At 69.5% G+C, this 17561-nt stretch carries 18 protein-coding genes and 1 riboswitch; of the genes, 4 read left to right on the top strand and 14 right to left on the bottom strand.

What is annotated here, in order from left to right:
* The 9 genes from ACFWF3_RS02750 to ACFWF3_RS02710 all read right to left on the bottom strand — a co-directional run.
* Positions 1–513: LLM class flavin-dependent oxidoreductase (locus ACFWF3_RS02750; protein WP_379312191.1), on the bottom strand; the 513-nt coding region annotated here is incomplete at its 3' end.
* The gene (locus tag ACFWF3_RS02745) at positions 510–2177 is read right to left on the bottom strand and encodes a dipeptide ABC transporter ATP-binding protein (RefSeq protein WP_378992564.1); all 1668 of its coding nucleotides are present in this window, start codon (positions 2175–2177) and stop codon (positions 510–512) included. The genes ACFWF3_RS02750 and ACFWF3_RS02745, both read right to left, overlap by 4 nt.
* Positions 2174–3109, bottom strand: a complete 936-nt coding sequence (locus ACFWF3_RS02740; RefSeq protein WP_378992566.1) for an ABC transporter permease — start codon at positions 3107–3109, stop codon at positions 2174–2176. Before ACFWF3_RS02740 ends, ACFWF3_RS02745 begins: the two co-directional genes overlap by 4 nt.
* Positions 3069–4193: an ABC transporter permease gene (locus ACFWF3_RS02735; RefSeq protein ID WP_378992568.1), complete on the bottom strand. Its 1125-nt coding sequence runs from the start codon at positions 4191–4193 to the stop codon at positions 3069–3071. Before ACFWF3_RS02735 ends, ACFWF3_RS02740 begins: the two co-directional genes overlap by 41 nt.
* Before the next feature lies 1 nt (position 4194).
* Positions 4195–5814: an ABC transporter substrate-binding protein gene (locus ACFWF3_RS02730; protein ID WP_379312190.1), complete on the bottom strand. Its 1620-nt coding sequence runs from the start codon at positions 5812–5814 to the stop codon at positions 4195–4197.
* Positions 5811–6881 carry an LLM class flavin-dependent oxidoreductase gene (locus ACFWF3_RS02725; protein ID WP_379312189.1) on the bottom strand — a complete coding sequence of 357 codons (1071 nt, stop codon included), beginning with the start codon at positions 6879–6881 and terminating at the stop codon, positions 5811–5813. The genes ACFWF3_RS02730 and ACFWF3_RS02725 overlap by 4 nt, the downstream gene beginning before the upstream one ends.
* Positions 6878–7837, bottom strand: a complete 960-nt coding sequence (locus ACFWF3_RS02720; RefSeq protein ID WP_378992572.1) for an ABC transporter substrate-binding protein — start codon at positions 7835–7837, stop codon at positions 6878–6880. The genes ACFWF3_RS02725 and ACFWF3_RS02720 overlap by 4 nt, the downstream gene beginning before the upstream one ends.
* 32 nt (positions 7838–7869) lie before the next feature.
* Entirely contained in the window at positions 7870–8631 is a 762-nt protein-coding gene (locus tag ACFWF3_RS02715) for an amino acid ABC transporter ATP-binding protein (protein WP_379312188.1), read from the bottom strand.
* Positions 8628–9623, bottom strand: coding sequence for an amino acid ABC transporter permease (locus ACFWF3_RS02710; protein WP_379312187.1), 996 nt, complete (start codon positions 9621–9623; stop codon positions 8628–8630). The genes ACFWF3_RS02715 and ACFWF3_RS02710 overlap by 4 nt, the downstream gene beginning before the upstream one ends.
* 110 nt (positions 9624–9733) lie before the next feature.
* A riboswitch (SAM riboswitch) is annotated at positions 9734–9827 on the bottom strand.
* Between the two features lie 366 nt (positions 9828–10193).
* On the opposite strand from ACFWF3_RS02710, the gene ACFWF3_RS02705 reads away from it, so the two are divergent.
* On the top strand, positions 10194–10913 hold the full coding sequence (locus ACFWF3_RS02705; protein WP_379312186.1) for a hypothetical protein: 720 nt from the start codon (positions 10194–10196) through the stop codon (positions 10911–10913).
* A 51-nt stretch (positions 10914–10964) separates the two neighbouring features.
* Positions 10965–11183, top strand: coding sequence for a hypothetical protein (locus tag ACFWF3_RS02700; RefSeq protein WP_379312185.1), 219 nt, complete (start codon positions 10965–10967; stop codon positions 11181–11183).
* Here ACFWF3_RS02700 and ACFWF3_RS02695 read toward each other — a convergent pair.
* From ACFWF3_RS02695 to ACFWF3_RS02675, 5 genes are all read right to left on the bottom strand, one after another.
* Entirely contained in the window at positions 11167–12339 is a 1173-nt protein-coding gene (locus tag ACFWF3_RS02695) for a glycosyltransferase family 2 protein (RefSeq protein ID WP_379312184.1), read from the bottom strand. The two genes, ACFWF3_RS02700 and ACFWF3_RS02695, sit on opposite strands and share 17 nt — an antisense overlap.
* A gap of 1 nt (position 12340) precedes the next feature.
* Complete coding sequence (locus tag ACFWF3_RS02690) at positions 12341–13096, bottom strand: LppM family (lipo)protein (RefSeq protein WP_378992682.1); 756 nt, start codon at positions 13094–13096, stop codon at positions 12341–12343.
* 147 nt (positions 13097–13243) lie between these two features.
* Positions 13244–14179 carry a carotenoid biosynthesis protein gene (locus ACFWF3_RS02685; protein WP_379312183.1) on the bottom strand — a complete coding sequence of 312 codons (936 nt, stop codon included), beginning with the start codon at positions 14177–14179 and terminating at the stop codon, positions 13244–13246.
* 67 nt (positions 14180–14246) lie between these two features.
* Positions 14247–15812, bottom strand: coding sequence for a phytoene desaturase family protein (locus ACFWF3_RS02680; RefSeq protein ID WP_379312182.1), 1566 nt, complete (start codon positions 15810–15812; stop codon positions 14247–14249).
* Positions 15809–16435: a GNAT family N-acetyltransferase gene (locus ACFWF3_RS02675; RefSeq protein ID WP_379312181.1), complete on the bottom strand. Its 627-nt coding sequence runs from the start codon at positions 16433–16435 to the stop codon at positions 15809–15811. Before ACFWF3_RS02675 ends, ACFWF3_RS02680 begins: the two co-directional genes overlap by 4 nt.
* Positions 16436–16552: 117 nt before the next feature.
* Here ACFWF3_RS02675 and ACFWF3_RS02670 point away from each other — a divergent pair, with 117 nt between their 5' ends.
* Entirely contained in the window at positions 16553–17002 is a 450-nt protein-coding gene (locus tag ACFWF3_RS02670; RefSeq protein ID WP_378636670.1) for an SAV_6107 family HEPN domain-containing protein, read from the top strand.
* A gap of 125 nt (positions 17003–17127) precedes the next feature.
* Positions 17128–17556 (top strand): DUF3040 domain-containing protein, encoded by a 429-nt coding sequence (locus tag ACFWF3_RS02665; protein ID WP_378636672.1) that lies wholly within the window; start codon positions 17128–17130, stop codon positions 17554–17556.
* Positions 17557–17561: the final 5 nt, after the last annotated feature.

Below are 17561 nucleotides of genomic sequence, written 5' to 3'. Positions count from 1 at the left end.
GATCTCGGCGCCGTCCTCCCAGCTGTCCCACAACCGGGTCACCACCTCGATCGCCTCGTCGGCCTCGTGCCACAGCGACTTCGGATCTTGCACCTGCTTGCGCCCGAAGGCCTTCGCCTCGACCTCGGTGGTGGACACGGTCACCTCCCACCCCGCGCGGCCCAGGCTCGCGAAGTCGAGCGCGGTCACGGCCTTGGACGCGTGGAACGGTTCGGTGTGGGTGACCGGTACCTGCGGGATCAAGCCGATTCGGCTGGTCAGCGGGGCGGTGCGGGCGGCGATCGCGACGGCGTCGAGCCTGCCGCGGGTCACGGCCGCGCCACCGGACTGGATGCCGAACGCGTCGGGCAGGAAGACGGCGTCGAACCCGAGCTGCTCGGCCGAGGAGATCACGGCGGTCCAGTAGCCGGCGGTGAACAGGTCTTCGGCGCCGGAATCGGTGCGCCGCCAGGACGCGGGATGCGTTCCGGTGCCTACCGTTTCGATGCCGAGGAACAGTCTGGGCTGGCTCATCGGGTGAGGTCCTTTCCGTCGAGTGGATCGATCCGGGTGCCCGGCGCGGGAATCGCCGCGAGCAGCTCCCTCGTGTACGGGTGCCGCGGATCGGTGAACAGGGTTGCGGTGGGCCCGGTTTCGACGACGCGACCGTGGCGCATCACCGCGACCCGGTCGCTGATCCGGCGCACCACGGCCAGGTCGTGGGAGATGAACAGGTAGCCGAGGGCGAGTTCGCGCTGGAGGGTGTCGAGCAGGTCGAGGATCTGCGCCTGCACCGAGGCGTCGAGCGCGGAGACCGGTTCGTCGAGCACCAGCAGGTCGGGGTGCAGGGCCAGCGCGCGGGCGATCGCCACGCGCTGTCGTTGCCCGCCGGACAGTTCCGCGGGCCTGCGTTTCGTGAAATCCGCCGGTAGCGCGACCTGTTCGAGCAGCTCGGCGACTCGTTTCGTCCGGTCGCCGATCCCATAGGCGCGCAGGGGTTCGGCGATGATGTCGGCGACCTCCCAGCGCGGATCCAGTGAGGAGTACGGGTTCTGGTACACCACCTGGAACCGTCGGCGCAGCGTGCGCAGGCGGTTTCGGCGGGCGCTGGTGAGGTCGTGGCCGTCGAAGGTGACCGTCCCGCTGTCGGCGTCGGTGAGTCGCAGAGCGATGCGCGCCGTCGTCGACTTGCCCGAACCGGATTCGCCGACCAGCGCGAGCGTTTCCCCGCGATCGAGACTGAACTGCACATCGTCGACGGCGGTGATGGAGCCCGCTCCCGCGTGGAAGCGCTTGTGCAGGGCGTGAACCGACAGCAACGGTTTTTCCGCTCGGGGTCGCAGGGGCCGGAATTCGGTGGGCGACAGCGCGGGGGACGCGGCGAGCAGGCGCTGCGTGTACGGCTGTGCCGGGTGGTGCAGAACCTGTGCGGTAGTGCCGGATTCGACGACCTTGCCCTGCTCGAGCACCACCAGTCGATCGGCCCGTTCCGCGGCAACGGCCAGGTCGTGGGTGATCAGCAGGACGGCCGTCCCGCGGGCCGCGATCCGCTCGGCCAGCCGATCCAGCACCTGCCGCGCCACCGTCGCGTCGAGGGCGCTCGTCGGCTCGTCCGCGATGATCAGTTCCGGCCCGCACGCCAGCGCGATCGCGATCAGCACGCGCTGACGCTGCCCGCCGGACAGCTCGTGCGGATACTGCCGCGCCCGCAACTGCGGGCGATCCAGCCCGACCTCTTCCAACAGGTCGAGGGCCTGGAGCGCCGCCCCGCGCCGGTCGGCCAGCCGATGCACCAGCAGCGCCTCGGCCACCTGATCGCCCACCCGCAACACCGGATTGAGCGACAGACCCGGATCCTGCGGCACGAATCCCACCCGCGCCCCGCGCAGCCGCCGCAGGGCCTTCTCGTCGTCCGGGTCGATCCGCTCACCGGCGAACTCGACCTTGCCCGCCACGATTCCCGCCGAATCCCCGAGCAGCCCGATCACCGCGTGTGCCAATGTCGATTTGCCCGACCCCGACTCGCCGACGAGGGCGACGACCTCTCCGCGCGCCACCTCGATCGACACGCCGCGCAGCGCGGACACCGACCCCGCGCCGGTCCGATACTCGATGTGCAGATCTTCCACCTGCAGCAACGGCTGGTCCGGCGCGGCCGAACTCCGCGTCGGGTGCGTTCCGTTCGTCTTGTCGCTCATCGTGTTTCGGTCCTTCCCACGAATCGACCCACACGCTGAGCCGACAACACCACGGCGATGATGACCAGGCCCGGCAGCGTCGTCAGCCACCAGGCGGAGGCGAGGAAGTTGCGGCCCTCCGAGATCAGCGAACCCCATTCGGGGGTGGGCGGTTTGGTGCCGTAGCCGAGGAAGCTCAGCGAGGACACGGCCAGCACCGCCATACCGAATTCGACCGCGGCCAAGGCCAGCACCGGCTGGAACGCATTGGGCAGCACGTGCCGAACGAGCACCGCGTACCAGCGCACGCCGGACGCGTGCGCGGCCTCGACATACGGCGCGTGCCGCACCCGCAGCACCTCCGAGCGCATCACCCTGGCGAAGTTCGCGATCAGCGAGACACCCACGGCGACAGCCACATTGCGGGTGCCGAAGCCGAGCGCGGTGACCAGGGCCAGCGCGAGCAGCAGCGACGGGATGGACAACAGCACATCGACGACCCGCATGATCGCGGTGTCGACGATGCCGCCCGCGGCGCCCGACAGCAGCCCGAGTACCGACCCGACCACCAACGCGATCCCGACCGCGGTGAGCGTGGCGGTGAGCGAGAGCCCTGCACCGTGCACCATCCGCGTGTACAGGTCGCGTCCGAGATTGTCGGTGCCGAACCAGTGCGCCGCGCTGGGGGCCTGGAACTTGTCCGCGGGCACGCCGATCAGCGGATCGCCGGAGGCGAACACCGAGGGCGCCACCGCCCAGCCGACCGCGACGGCCAGCACCACGCCCGACACCACCAGGCCCAGGTGTGCGCGGGCCCATCGGGCAGTTCGGGCCACTCGGTGCACGCGCGCGACGCCGTGATCGGTCACCGATTCGGGCCGTGCGGTCGGCGCCGGTCGGCGCACGAGGATGTCAACCACGTTCACTCCGTTCGGTGTCGGTGTTCGAGCCATCCGATTCGCCGGATTTCCCAGCGACGGACACGGCGTCGGCGGGGGTGCCCGCGACCGGCACGCCACGAGCTCGACGTGTCCCGGTGATGCGCGGATCGAGCAGCGGATAGAGCAGGTCGACCGCCAGATTCACGCCGACGAAGATCAGCGCCGAGAGCAGCACCACGCCCTGGACCACGGGGATGTCCTGGTTGAGCACGGAGGTCTGGGTGAGCCGGCCGACGCCCGCGCGGGCGAACACCGACTCCACCACCACCGACCCGGCCAGCATCGTGCCGACCAGCACCCCCGCGATGGTGAACGCGGGCACGCTGGCCAACCGAGCGATATGACGACGCTGCACCCACCAGCGCGACGCGCCCTTGGCCAGTGCCACATCGGTGAACGGCTGACGCCAGGTCTGTTCCAGCCCGGCAGCGAGAACCTGGGCCAGCACCGCCCCGATCGGTAGCGCCAGCGTCAGCGCGGGCAGTAGCGTCCCGCGCAGCCCGGTCCCGCCGAAGGCGGGGAACCAGTGCAGCCGGAAGGAGAACAGCTGCAACAGGAGCAGACCGGTCCAGAAGGTCGGCACCGAAACGCCCAGCGGCGGTAGCGCACTCAAGGTATTGCGAAGCCACGGCCGCCGTGTGTAGGTGGCGGCGAACGCGAGGATCGTCCCGCCGACGATCGCGAAAAGCAGTGCGAGAGAAGCCAGTCCGAGCGTGGCCGGTAGAACGTCGCCGAGGGCTTCGGTCACCGGCTGACCGGTGTTGATGGAGCGCCCCAGATCACCGGTGACGGCATTGCCGAGTGCGGTCACGTACTGGTCCCACAGCGGCTTGTCCAGCCCGTAGCGAGCCTGCAACTCGGCGATCGCCGCCTGGTCCACCGGCGCACCGGTGCCCGCGCTGTCGGCCGCCATCGAGACCGGATCCGCGGGCAGCAGGTACAGCACCACGAAGGAGATCGTGAATGCCGCCCACAACACCCAGATCGCCTGTAGCAAACGAGAACCCACGTAGCGTGCGAAGTCCGCCCGGCCGTCCGCGCGCCGGATCTCGCTACCCGCGCCGTCGCGCCGCGGACTCCCGACCACCTCGCTCATCTCAGTGCCCGCTCAACCAGGTGTCGAAGAACTGCAGTCGCGCTGAGGCCTCGAATTTCAGATCCTGGGTGTGCGCGGCCGCTCCGATCGCCTGGGACAGCTCGATCGTCGGGACGTAGAGCCCGTTGTCGAGCACCTGCCGCTGCGCTGTCGCGAGCAGTTCCGCCCTGGCGGCCGGATCGTTCGTGGCGAGCTGCCGGTCGAGAGTTGTGTCGAGCTCGGGGATCGGGCCGCGTGCGTTGATATTGCGCCCGGCGAGCCCGAACGACGTGCGCAGGATATCGCCGTCGGCGCGGGTGGAGTTGCCGTAACCGGCGTCGACGTCTTTCGTGTTCTGCCTCGCGATGGCCTCCGGGGTGGAGACGAGATCGAGCTTCAGCTCCACGCCGATCTGGCGCAGTTGCTGCTGCACCAGCTCCAGAATCGCCTGGTTGCCCGCGAATACCTGGCTGAACGTCACCGCGAAGCTGAGTCGCTCGCCGTTCTTGGCCCGCACACCGTCCGCACCGAGCGTCCAGCCCGCCTGATCCAGGATCGACTTGGCCTTGGCCGGATCGTAGGCGAGCCGTGCCGACTGATCCAGGTACGCCGGGGTCGCTGATGCCAGGCTCGAGGTCGCCGGTTTGAACTGCGGACCGAGCACGGTCTCGACGAGCTGCTTGCGGTCGATCGCAGGAAGCAGTGCCTGCCGGACCGCCGGATCACGCAGCGGGCCGCGAGTCACGTTGAGCTGCAAGCCGAACGGAGTACCGGGGTTGGATGTCGACAGGATCCGCCCGCCGGTGGCCTCGATCTGCGGTGCGTCCTGGGGCAGTGCGTCGCTGACCGCGTCCAGCTGACCGGAGGCCAGGCTGCCGGTGCGCACACCCGACTCGGGTACCACGGTGAACTCGATCCGATCCAGGTACGCCTCGCCCTGGTGGCCGAAAACAGCGGAGCCCCAGTTGTAGCCCGCGCGTTTGGCCAGGGTCACCGAGGTGTCCTGCTTGTACGCGGCGTAGGTGAACGGGCCACTGCCGATGTTGTCACCAGCGCACCTGGCCTCGGCCGGTTTGGCATTGGTGGAGGTGGCCAGGATGCCGAGCTGCGGAGTCGAGGACGCCTGCAGGAACTGGGCGTTCGGCTGGCTGAACTCCACGCGGGCGGTGAGCTTGTCGACCGCCGTCGTGCCGACATAGCTGGTGAGGTAGCTCGCTCCCAGCTGTGCCTTCGCGGCACCGAGCTTCACGATCGCGTCGAACGTATCGCGCACCGAATCAGCGGTGAGCGCGGTGCCGTCGCTGAAAGTGACCCCATCGGCCAACTTGAAGGTGAACACCTTGGCGTCGGGACTGACCTCCCAGCTCTTGGCCAGCCACGGCGTGATCGCGCCGGTCTTCGGGTCCTGATCGGTCAGCGAGTCGACGATCTGGCGGGCCACATAGATGGTCTGGTTGGTGCCCGACTGCGCCGGATCCGAGCAGGTCGGAGCGCCGGACAGCCCGTAGCGCAACGTGCCGCCCGGCTGCGGCGGACCGGCTTGAGCACCGGAGCCTGCGGTGTCGCTGCCACAGGCGACCACTGTGGTGACGGCGGCCAGTGCGCCGACGGCGGCGGCGATGCGATGACGAGGACGGATCACGAGACAACTCCAGAGAATTGGCGGCCAGCGGCCAGGGGACGACTCGGAATGCGGCGGCGCAGCTCGGGCGCCACCTCGGCCTGGAACAGTTCGAGACTGCCCAGGTACTCGGATTCGGTGCGGCCGTCACGTTCGGCGGACAGGTGGATCACCTCGTGCCCGAACTGTTCGTGATAGCGGCCGACCTTGTCGATCACCTGCTCCGGGCTGCCGACCAGCGCCGACGAGCGGGTGACGAAGTCTTCGACGGTCTCGAACACGACCGGATTGCCGACCTTGCGCTGCAGCGAGGTCCGCGCCTCGAACAGCGGGCGGAACACCGCGACGGCCTCCTGCGAGGTCCGCGCCACATGGAAGCCCGCGGTGCCCGCGCCGACCAGCGCATCGGCTGGGTCGTGACCGTAGTGCGCCCACCGCTCGCGATAGTGGCGGATCAGCGCGGCGTACGGCTCGATCGGATTGGTGACGTTCGCCGAGAACACCGGATCACCGTGGCGCGCGGCCAGTTCCACCGACTCCAGGCTCGTCGCACTCCCGTGCCAGATCCGCACCCGCGGCTGCAGCGGCCGGGGCAACGCCTTGGCGGCGGCGAGCGAGGGTCGGAACTGTCCCGACCACGTCACTTCCTCGCTGTCCCACAGCGTCCGGAACAGCTCGTACCCTTCCCGATTGCGCTCCCACTGATCCTCGGTGGTGACGTGATAGAGCTGCGCCTGCGCCGCGCCGTTGCCCTTGCCGATGATCAGCTCGAGCCGGCCCTCGGACAGGTTGTCGAGGGTGGAATAGTCCTCGAACGCGCGCACCGGATCGAGCAGGCTCAAGGTGGTGACCGCGGTGAACAGGCTGATCCGCGAGGTGAGGGCCGCGATATGGCTCAACACCACCGGGGGAGCGGCCGACAGGAACGGATCCTCGTGCCGCTCACCGACCGCGAACCCGTCGTAGCCGAGTTCCTCGGCGCGCCTGGCCTGTTCGACCACCTCGTGCAGGCGATCGCGCGTCGTCGGGACCACGCCGGTGACCGGATCGGGCACCCGCGTGATCAGCGTCATCAGTAGGAACTTCATGCGGCGGGCTTCTTCGGCAGACCGGGCGGGTTGATCCGCGACTCGGTGACCTTCTCCGAATTCAGGCCCCAGCGATCGAGGATCTTCTGGTAGCTGCCGTCGGCGATCGCGTGCTGCAGCGCCTTGTGGATCGGGCCGATCAGGCCGTTGTCCTTCTTGGTGAGCGCCGCGATCTCGCCCTGCAGCTGCTCACCCGCGCCGGAGAAGGTGGCGATGATCTTGCCGTCGCTGGTGGCGGAGTGATAGACGGCCGCGGGGTTCGGGCCGATGTAGCCGTCGATGCGCTTGGAGGCCAGCGCGAGGTAGTAGTCGGTGCTCTGCTGGTAGTAGGCGATGTCGACCGGGGGCAGGCCCTCGGCGACGTTCTTCTCGTTCCAGCTCACCAGCAGCTGTTCCTGATTGGTGCCCGCGCCGATACCGATCCGCTTGCCCGCCAGGCTCTTGCGGTCGGTGTAGGTCAGCGTGCTGTCCTTCGGGACCTCGAGGGCGACGGTGTCGGTGCGGTAGGTGGCGAAGTCGTACTTCTCCTTGCGCTCCTCGGTGACGGTCACGTTCGAGATGAACGCGTCCACCTCACCGGAATCCACCCGCACGAAGTTCTGCGACCAGTCGGCCACCTGGATGTCGAGCTTCAGGCCCAGGATGTCGGCCACCAGGGTGGCGAAGTCGACCTCGGAGCCGATGACCGTCCGGTCGTCGGTGGCGTAGAACCGCAGCGGCGGCACGGAACCGGCGGGACCGGTCACCACCAGCGTGCCGCGGTCGCGGATGGCCTTGGGCACCTCGGCGGCGATCGCGTCGACCTTGGCGGCGCGCACCCTGCCCTCCTGGGCGGGGGACAGGTCGTAGGTGATCGCACCGGCCTGCACGGTGTCGGCGGCCTCGGGCTCGGCGGTGCAGCCTGCCGTCAACAGCGTGGCCGCCGCGACGATGCCGATCAGAGTGGAGAGCTTCATCAGTGTCGAAACCTGTTCGTGGGAAGGGATGTTCAGCGGACGCGGGACAGGAACGCCTGCGTGCGAGGGTGTTCGGGGTGATCGAGAACGCTGGCGGCCTCGCCCTGCTCGACGATCACGCCCTCGTCGAGGAACACGACCGTGTCGGCGACCTCGCGGGCGAAACCGATCTCGTGGGTGACGATCACCAGCGCGGTGCCGCTGTGCGCGAGATCGCGGATCACCGCGAGGACCTCACCGACCAGCTCCGGGTCGAGTGCGGAGGTGGGTTCGTCGAACAGGATCAGCCGTGGTTTCAAGGCCAGGGCCCGCGCGATGGCCACGCGCTGCTGCTGACCACCGGACAGACGCCGGGGGTAGGCGTCGACGAAATCGGCCAGGCCCACCCGTTCCAAAAGCTGTGTCGCCTCGGCGATCACCTCGCCGCGCGGACGGTGCTGCGCCGAGACCGGGGCGAGCACCACGTTGTCGAGCACCGTGAGATGCGGGAACAGATTGAACTGCTGGAACACGAAGCCGATGCGGCTGCGCTGGGCGCGCACCGCGTGGTCGGGCAGCGAACGCAGGGTATTGCCGCGTTGGCGGTAGCCGATCAGCTCACCGTCGATGTGCACGGTGCCCGCGTCCTGTGCTTCCAGATGGTTGAGCACCCGCAGCAGCGTGGACTTGCCGGAGCCGGACGGCCCGATCAGCGCGACCACCTCACCGGCGCGTACAGCCAGATCCACGCCACGCAGTACCTCGGTGCCGCTGTAGGACTTGCGGATTCCGCGCGCCAGCACCGCTGCGGTCATCGGGTTGCTCCTCGGGGTGCAGCCGCACCGGCGGCGATCTCGGTGACCTTGGCGCGGACCCGCTGCCACGGTGTCGGCGGCAGCTCACGCTGCGCGCCCTTGGCGTAGTGCCGTTCGATGTAGTACTGCAGGATCGACAGCGCCGTGGTGAGCACGATGTACCAGACGGTCGCCACCATCAGCAGCGGCACCACCCGGCCGTTTCGGCCGAAGATCACCTGCACCTGGTAGAACAGCTCGGCGATCGCCATCACCGACACGATCGAGGTGCCCTTGAACAGGCTGATCACCTCATTGGCCGCGTTCGGCAGAATCGAGCGCATCGCCTGCGGCAACACGATCGTGCGGAACTGGCGCCAGCGTGGAATCCCCAGCGCCGCCGCCGCTTCGAGCTGACCGTCGTCGACGGCGAGCAGACCCGCCCGGATCAGTTCGGCCGAATACGCCGCCTGATGCAGGGCCAGCCCGATCACCGCCGCGGTGAAACCGCTGATCACACCATTGACATCGAACTCGTAGAAGCCGGGGCCGAACGGAATGCCCACGGACAGGCGGGGATACAGGTAGGCGATGTTGAACCAGAACAGCAGCTGCACGATCAGCGGGATCGAACGGAAAGCCCAGATATAGGTCCAGGCGATCACCCGCAGCACGGGATTGTTCGACACCCGCCCGATCGCCAGCAGCGTGCCGATCGCGAAACCGAGGGCGGTGCCCCACAGGGTGAGCTCGATGGTCACCCGGAGTGCGGCCAGCACCGACTTCGCGGTGAAGTACTGGGCGAAAGTGCCCCAGTCCCAACCCGGATTGGTGATCAGGCCGTGCGCGAACTGGGCCACCAGCAGTAGGGCGATCGCCGCGACGGCCCAGCGCCACGGGTGCCACGACCCGGCGATCCGGGGCAGGTCGTCGACGGGCGCCTTGTCGGCGGGGAGAGCGTCGCCGGGCGGTGCGGGCGCGGTCTCGGCGCCGGATACGGCAGACGCGGTCATGGGAATCCTTCGGAAAACAGTGGAACGAGGCACAGTGACCTCCACCCGGCCAGCAACGGGTTCGCGATCTGGCGGCGCTCAGGCCGGACAGGTGGACAGCACGAAAATCTCCTCCATCGAACCCGGCAGAAGCACCCACACCCCGAAACGGGCGGGTTGCTGCGACGTCGTAGAGCCAGGTCTCTCGGTCGCTCTGGATGGTTGTGCCCGGCCGTCGTGGCCCGAGCTGAATCAGCATGTGGCATATGCACTAGTGCGCGCAACGATAGAAATCAACGTGAGCGCAGAGGTTGGAACCGATCGTGGGCACCGGCATAATTGCCCCGGTTCGGCGCGGTAGGTGATTCGCGCGCGGGCGCGTGCGTAGGGGTCTGGGCGACCGCGTCCGGGCGTAGGGATCCTGCGGACGCGTCGTTGGGTCCGGTGCCGAGAAGGGGGCGGACACCGGGCCGCGGCGGCGGGTTCGCTGCGAGATTGCGACGCGCCGAACGGCCGGTGACTTCACCTGTCCGGATTCACCCACCGCACGCGGTAGCGTCGGCCTTCTCTGCGTCGATGAGGAGTTTCGCCGTGATCGTTGCACGTCGTTCCACCACACTGACCTCGCTGACGGCCTGCGCCGCCGCGCTACTGCTGGCCGCGCCACTGGCCGCCGCCGAACCGGCCGCACCGGTGACGCCCGCTGTCACCCGGGATGCGCCGGCTGTTCGGCCATCGGCGGGCCCGGGTGATCTGCTCGGCGCCTACCAAACCGTCGTCGAGACGCTGAAATCCCTGGGTATCCAGCCGTTCCTGTACCCCACGGTCGCCGCGAACTGCACCGGTGACGGCGCGGGTCTCGTGCCGGCTGTCGCGGGCGCGGTCCCTGGGCCGTGGCCGGCGAACACCCTCCCGATCCCGGGCATCGACCTGTCGGCCGTGAAGTCCGGCCAGACCCTGTTCACCTTCCTGCCCTACGGGCTCGCCCCCGACACCGCCGCGACGAAAACCTCCGGTATGCAGGTGGCCTGGCTCAATATCAGCACCGGTCGCGGCGGCATGGCTTCGATGGGCTCGATCGCCGACATCGTTCGCGCCATGGTCCCGCCCGAGGTTCCCGCCGAACTGCGTCCCCTCGCCGAAACCGCCATCCGGGACTTCCTCTTCGCCGCCATCCCCGTCGGCGGCGTTCGCGCTGTCCCCGTAGACACCGGCCGCGGTACCGTCCTGGCCGCCGTCTTCGGCACCACCGACAATGCGGGCAGGTCTTGCTTCTTCTTTCCCACCATCGGCATTACCGAGGTCGCCTGAAACTCGCGGGTCGACGTCAGGCTCGGTATCGCCCAGTACTGGATCGTCCGCGTGGTCGACGACGACGGACCGGTGTCCTCCATCGAGCAACAGCGTCTCACTTCGGACGGCAGGTACGTCACCGAGCGGGTCGGGCTACGTGGTCAGGACCTTGTCACCGCAATCGACCTGGTCAAGGTCGAAATCGCCTGGGCAGATCTGGATCTGGACATCGAACAGTCGTCAACCGCCGGAGTGGCGACGGAGGCGGTGGTCATGCCAGGCGGGTAACGGCGTCGTCGGGCGTCACCAAAGGTCGCTGTTTCCAGCGGAGGCGGCCGGTGCGGTGGCGGTGGTGGGAGCGGGTCCAGAGAACGAGGTAGTGGGCTACCGAGAGGGGGTGGGCCATAGCTGAGGTGAGGTCGATGGCCGTTGGGGGGCGGCGGGTTTCGATGGTGCGGGCGGTCAGACGGCTTGTGACGGCGGCCAGGTAGCCGAGTAGGCCTGCTCGGCGGGTTCGGGTGCGGCCGAAGATCGCGGCCAGGGGCGGAATCCAATAGGCGAGGGCGGCGAGGATTCCGATGGCTGCGCCGGTGTCACGGCGGCCGCCGTAGGCCGACCACAGCCAGCGGGTGTAGCCGTCGGTGAGTTCGGTGGTGCCGGTGTACATTCGGGTGCTCGCGGCGGGGCCCGCGGTCACCAGGGCGGTGCGATGGCCTGCTCGGCGGATGGCGCGGGCCAGGTCCAGGTCCTCGGTGGCGCTGGCTGCTACGGCCGCGTGGCCGCCGCCGGCGCGGTAGGCCGCGGCGTCGACGGCGAGGAACTGGCCGCACGCTACGACGGTGGACGGGCGCAGGCTGTGATTGGCGGGGCCGACGGGCAGGGTCGAGGCCCACGACCAGGCCAGCAGGGGCTGGATGAGGCGCTCGGCGGTCGAACCGGCGTCCTGCCTCGGCCAGGCCGAGACCAGACCTGCTCCGCGCCTGCGCAATTCGGTCACCGCCGCGGCGATCGCATGGGGGGCCAGGCGGACGTCCGCGTCGATGAAGACCAGGGCGGCCGCGTCGGTGCGGGCGGCCAGGCGCGCGCACGCGGCGGCCTTGCCGGTCCAGCCGGGGGCGGGGTGGGCGGCCGAGCGCAGGACGGTGAAGCGCTCGTCGTCGGCGATCGCGTCGAGTGCGGCTTCGTAGGTGCCGTCGGTGGACGCGTCGTCGAGAATCAGCACGCTCAGGCGGGGGACGCCGACCTGCGCGCGAAGGTCGGCGATCAGCGCGGGCAGGCGCTGCGACTCGTCGCGGGCGGGGACGCACACCGTGACCGGTTCGATCACGCCCGCGACCCCGCGCGGCAGGGTGCGCAAGGTGACCAGGTTGTAGGCGGCGGTGGCCGCGCCGAGCGCGGCCAGACCGGTGCCCGCCCAGGTCAGGTAGCGGGCAGCCGCGCTCATGTCAGCGGCCCAGTCTGCGACTGGAGATTTCGCGCCACATCTCCGAGGGGGAGAAACCGCCACGCGGTGCGTTCGGCGGGCCGGGGTTGCGGTCGCGGAACGCCAGGCCCGCGATCAGCGCGGCCACCGCGAGGGTGATGCCGCCGACGATGCCCGCCCAGCCCGCGAACGAGCGGGTGTTGGGGTCGGCGTACTTCACCTCGGCACGCAGGGTCGACACCTCGCCCGCGGGCAGCTTCCACGACACCGTGTTCTCACTGTCGGTGGTCTCCCGGGTGCCGTTGGTCTTGGCGACGCGGGCCGGGAACGCCACGGAGAACTGCACGTCCGAGCCGTGCGGCGGCACCGATTCCAGGTCGACCCGCCCGGTGAGACTCACCAGATCGCCGCTGCGCTGGAATTCGAGCGTGAACATGCCCTGGGTCTGATCCGACAGGCCACCGAGCTGGCCGACCTCGCCGAAGGACAGATCGTCGAAGAACACCTGGGTACCCATGTACCCGTCCTGGTTGTAGTTCTCCACCCGCACCTTCGCCGCCAGCTGCTCCGGCGCCTTCAGCTGCGGCCCCTTGTCTTCAGGCCCCGTCGGCACCACCGCGGCGACGATCCGCCCCGACACGCGATCGTTCGACGACACCCCCATCGACACCTGCACACGCAGGCACCCGGCGAGCGCGGGCACGAGCAATGCCAGCAGGACGGCAACGGCCGCAACGCGCCGCGCGGGCACGGAACGACGCGGCGAAGGAGCGGGCATGTCGGCGACGGGACTCGGCTGCACGGTTGACATCGTGCCAGGCTCAGGCCCGAGAGCCCACACGACGGGCCCAGCGCTCACCACCCACCCGTGCCGATCAGGCATTTTCGCCCCGAATCGGGGTGTGTCGCGGCGGGGCCTGCCCGCTCAGAACGCGCGTCGCGCGGCCCGCGCACGCAGAAACAACGGGATTCCGAGCACACCGAGACCGAGGAATCCCCAGATCGCCGAGGCGGGAAGGCCGAGGAACACCGCGTGCGCGAGAGTCGAGCCGAGCCAGGTCCACCCGAACACCGCGACCGGGACCGCCACCGACGGGTCGCGCGGCGGCGGCAGGAAATGATCGAGCAGGGTGAGAATCACCGCCATGACCACGGCGACGAGCGCCCAGCCCAGGTAGTTGGTGTACGGGATCTCGGGGATGCCGGGCAGGCCCGCGTCGGTGACCGCCCAGGTCCATTGGCCGTCGGCCACCATCTGCGGATCGAGGAACAGATCCCAGCCGACCGCGCCGAGGACGAACAGTCCCACGCGCCCGGCATTCGACCCGCTGAGCAGTCGAGCGTCCGACGCGCTGTGTGCCCGCGCACGCACGGATCCGGACCGACCCGGGCGCCGCGTGATCGAGGCGCTCGAGGGGCGCTCGCGAGACACGAGCATGCCCGCGACGATCCAGATCGGGTACAGCCCGCCGGTCCACGCCAACGGCACCGCCAACGGGACATCGGCGAACGCGGGCCCGAGCCGATCGACGGCATAGGCGTAGCTGCCGAACGGGAATCCGGTCGCGGTGCCGACGATTTCGGCGGTGAGCCCCAGCCCGGACACGACGACGAAGAACCCGGCGGCCCACCGCAATCCACGAGTGGTCGCCGCGTGCAGCAGGGCGGTCGAGGCGGACAGCACCACGACCGCGACGGTGATCCGGTCGCGCGCCACCCCCGCGCTCAACGGGTACGTGATCTGCGCGAGCACCAGCGCCAGCGCGGTCACGGCCGGCATCGCGCGGCGTGGGTCGGCGCGTAACCAGGCGCGGATCGCGGCGAGAGTACGACGACCTGTGTCGAGAATCGTGCCGGTCATCGATGCCGCCGAACTGTCGGGCCGGTGCTGCCGTGCCGCTGACTCCGGCGGTGTGGCGGGCAGGCCTTCATCGCTTGCGCAGCGGCGTGAACCGGCGCTTGCGCCCGTCGCCGAGGACCAGCCGAGCCGCGCTGCGCCCGCTGGCTCCGGAGACTCCGCCGCCGGGATGGGTGGATGCGCCGGTCAGATACAGGCCGGGAGCGCCGGGGACGCGCTGGCCCGACAGCTCGGGCAGCGGCCGCCACAGCATCATCTGATCGAGTGACATCTCCACGTGCATGACGTTGCCGCCGCGCAGACCCATCTCCCGCTCGAGATCGACCGGCGTCTGCACGAATCGCCGGAGCACCGACGAGGTGAAACCCGGGGCGTACCGGTCGACCTCGGCGATGATCCGGTCCGCTTCGTGCTCGGCGTGTGCTGCCCAGTCGCCGCCGTCGGCGAGCTCGTAGGGATGCCACTGCGCCCACAGCGACAGCTGATGTTCGCCCGCGGGCGCGATGGACGGGTCGAGCGCGCTGAAACTCATCGCCAGCACCACTGGGCGTGGCGGCAGCGAACCGGCCGTGGCGGCGCCGTGAGCCAGTCGCAGCTGCCGGCGGTCGGAGACGAGAAACTGCAGACCACGGGCGGATTCGGCGGGGGAGGCGCCGGGGTATTCGGGTAGCCGGTCGGTGGCCAGGCGCACCACCATGCCGATGCCGGGGCCGACCCGGATGCGGCGCTGCCAGTCGTCGAGGACCTGGGCGTCGAAATCGCCCGCGCGCAACAGGTCGAGTGTCGACAGGATATGGGAACCCGCGATCACCGTGTCGGCGTGCAGTGTCCGGCCCGATTCGGTCGCCACCTGCCACCCGCTGCCGGATCGGCGCAGCGAGGTGACGGCGTCGCCGGTGTGCAGCTCGCCACCGTCGGCCCGCAGGCGCGCGATCAACGCCGCGCTGAGCGCCCCACTCCCACCCACCGCACGCCCGGGCGGCACGGTGTGCATGAGCGCGGCGAACCCTGCCATCGGCGCCGTTCCCGGCTCCGACATCGGCGGACCCGACTGCGCGCCGAACCACGCGAGCGACGCCTTGAGCCGTTCGTCGTCGAACCAGAAGTCCAGTAGCGCGTCACCGGACTGCAAGAACTCCCGCGACAACGCCGATCCGCCGGCCCGCGCGTCCAGCCCCCAGAACGAGCGAACGAGCCTGCCCGGCGTCGGCGGCCCGCCGAACGACCGCATCACCCGTGTGCTGCGCTCGCCCCACACCTCGACGAAGCGGCGATATGCGTCAGCGTCCTTGACACCGCAGGCGGCCGCGATCGAGGCGCACGTCTCGTCGAGGTCACGGTGGAACACGATCGGCGGGCGCGCACCGTCGGACGGTGTGAAGCCCCAGGGATCACAGTCGAGATAGCGCAACCCGAACCGTTCGAGCTCGAGCTCCTCGATGATCCCGGTGTGCCGGATCATGATGTGCGCCGAAGATCCACGATCAACGAGATGGCCGGGGAATCGCGCCACCGTCGATACCGCGCCACCGGGCACCTCGTCGCGCTCGAGCACCTGCACCCGGTGCCCGGCCCGGGCCAGATAACAGGCCGCGACCAGCGCGTTGTGGCCGGATCCGACCACCACCGTCGTCATGGGTGCGTGGGCGGCATCGGCAGCCTGCGGCCGAGGATGGCGAACGGCCGGGTATCGCCCGCGAACATGAAATTGCGGATCACATCGGTGAATCCGGCCCGCCGGTACAACTTCCAGGCCCGGTTCGCCTCCTCCGGGACCTCCGGCGTCGACAGCAGCACCGCGGCCTCGGCGCGGTCGGCCAGCAACCGCTCGAGCAGGCGCGCGCCGATCCCGCGGCCCTGCGCCGCCGGGTGGACGTGCAGCTCGGTGAGTTCGAAATAGTCGGCGAGCAGGTCACGGGCGGCGGTGTCGGGCCATCCGCAGCGCCGCATACCGGTCTGTACCTGCTGGTGCCACCACTGCCGCGGCGCACCGCTGTACCCGTAGGCGATCGCCAGGATCGGCGCGGTGCGCAGGTCGACGCCGCCCGCGTCGTCGGGCAGCACCGCGGCCACCGCCCGCCAGCCGGCCCTGGTGGTGTGTTCGGTCCACATCGGGGCGCGGTGATGCTCGGTGCCACGGGGGTATTCCATGGCGGCGACATAGACCGACAGGGCGTCGTGCAGGCGTGCGCGCAGGGCGGCGACGCTGAGGTCGACGATGACGGGTGCGGGGGTGTGATTCGGCTTGACGGCTGTCATGGCTCTCGTCGATGGCGCGCGGACGCGGAAAGTTGTCGGTGGGTGTCCCTATATTCAATCTCAATTCAAACGTTCGAATGTTAGTTCGAGCAGTGCGAGGGGCGAAAGGGGCAGCAGATGGCTGGTCACAACGATGGTCGAGCGCACGCGGGCCACGACGGGCGAGCCGGCGGACTACTACGCCAGGCCGATGCGCTGCTCACCGATTCCGCCTGGGAGCACGAACCGGGGGAACGGTTCCGCACCGCGTACCTGGCCGCGCTGCGCGGCGCGGGCTCGATGATCGCGCTCACCGGCGCCGATCGCGCGCCGCGGGCACGCTCGCGTAGCGCCTGGGTGTTACTGAGACGCGCCAGCCCGGAGTTCGTGATGTGGGCCGACTACTTCGAGGCGCACTCGCAATTACGGGCCGCGCTGGAGGCCGGATTGGACCGAGCGATCACCGACACACAAGCTGACGAGTTCTGCTCACGGGTGGGCGCATTCCTCTACGACGTCGACGATGCGCTGGTAGCCGCGGCTAAGAGCCTCCCGCAGCCGAGTCGTGGCCGCGACATGACCGCTTAGTTATGACCGAGTAGGTGGTACGCCACCGATCGAACTCGTATCATGGGGAGCAGATAGCCGCCAAGGTCGGCTACCCGTCGCCTACCCGGAGGCGACCAGCCACGCCTAGTGCCGGGGGAGGTACCGTGCCACTCTCCGAGCACGAGCAGCGCATGCTCGAACAGATCGAGAGCGCTCTCTATGCTGAGGATCCGAAGTTCGCCTCGTCCGTCCGCGGCGGACGTCTTCGCTCCACGTCGAGTCGACGCAGACTCCAAGCTGCGGCGTTGTTCGCCGTCGGCCTCTTTCTGCTCGTCGCCGGCATCGCCGCCCCGTTCAAGCCGGGCGGTTTCCCGATCATCAGTCTCGTCGGATTCATCGCCATGTTCGGCGCTGGTGTCCTGTTGATGATCGGCAACTCGCGTCGCGCCGCCCGACCGGACGCGACCGAGCCTCCCGCGGCGGGCAGCGGCCCGACCACGGGGCACCCGGCCCGCGGTGGTCGCCAGCGCAAGTCCGGCGGCTTCTCCGAGCGAATGGAAGACCGATTCCGGCGACGGTTCGAGCAGGAATAGCTCAG

This window comes from Nocardia sp. NPDC060220, from assembly GCF_042727815.1.
GTDB lineage: Bacteria > Actinomycetota > Actinomycetes > Mycobacteriales > Mycobacteriaceae > Nocardia.
This window is presented reverse-complemented; position numbering and strand designations above follow the sequence as displayed.

Excerpts from the sequence above, each read along its gene's own strand:
- ACFWF3_RS02720 (WP_378992572.1), bottom strand. The coding sequence starts at position 7,837 with ATGAAGCTCTCCACTCTGATCGGCATCGTCGCGGCGGCCACGCTGTTG.
- ACFWF3_RS02725 (WP_379312189.1), bottom strand. The coding sequence starts at position 6,881 with ATGAAGTTCCTACTGATGACGCTGATCACGCGGGTGCCCGATCCGGTC.
- ACFWF3_RS02670 (WP_378636670.1), top strand. The coding sequence starts at position 16,553 with ATGGCTGGTCACAACGATGGTCGAGCGCACGCGGGCCACGACGGGCGA.
- ACFWF3_RS02690 (WP_378992682.1), bottom strand. The coding sequence starts at position 13,096 with ATGCCCGCTCCTTCGCCGCGTCGTTCCGTGCCCGCGCGGCGCGTTGCG.
- ACFWF3_RS02715 (WP_379312188.1), bottom strand. The coding sequence starts at position 8,631 with ATGACCGCAGCGGTGCTGGCGCGCGGAATCCGCAAGTCCTACAGCGGC.
- ACFWF3_RS02675 (WP_379312181.1), bottom strand. The coding sequence starts at position 16,435 with ATGACAGCCGTCAAGCCGAATCACACCCCCGCACCCGTCATCGTCGAC.
- ACFWF3_RS02680 (WP_379312182.1), bottom strand. The coding sequence starts at position 15,812 with ATGACGACGGTGGTGGTCGGATCCGGCCACAACGCGCTGGTCGCGGCC.
- ACFWF3_RS02710 (WP_379312187.1), bottom strand. The coding sequence starts at position 9,623 with ATGACCGCGTCTGCCGTATCCGGCGCCGAGACCGCGCCCGCACCGCCC.
- ACFWF3_RS02735 (WP_378992568.1), bottom strand. The coding sequence starts at position 4,193 with ATGAGCGAGGTGGTCGGGAGTCCGCGGCGCGACGGCGCGGGTAGCGAG.
- ACFWF3_RS02745 (WP_378992564.1), bottom strand. The coding sequence starts at position 2,177 with ATGAGCGACAAGACGAACGGAACGCACCCGACGCGGAGTTCGGCCGCG.
- ACFWF3_RS02695 (WP_379312184.1), bottom strand. The coding sequence starts at position 12,339 with ATGAGCGCGGCTGCCCGCTACCTGACCTGGGCGGGCACCGGTCTGGCC.
- ACFWF3_RS02740 (WP_378992566.1), bottom strand. The coding sequence starts at position 3,109 with ATGGCTCGAACACCGACACCGAACGGAGTGAACGTGGTTGACATCCTC.
- ACFWF3_RS02685 (WP_379312183.1), bottom strand. The coding sequence starts at position 14,179 with ATGACCGGCACGATTCTCGACACAGGTCGTCGTACTCTCGCCGCGATC.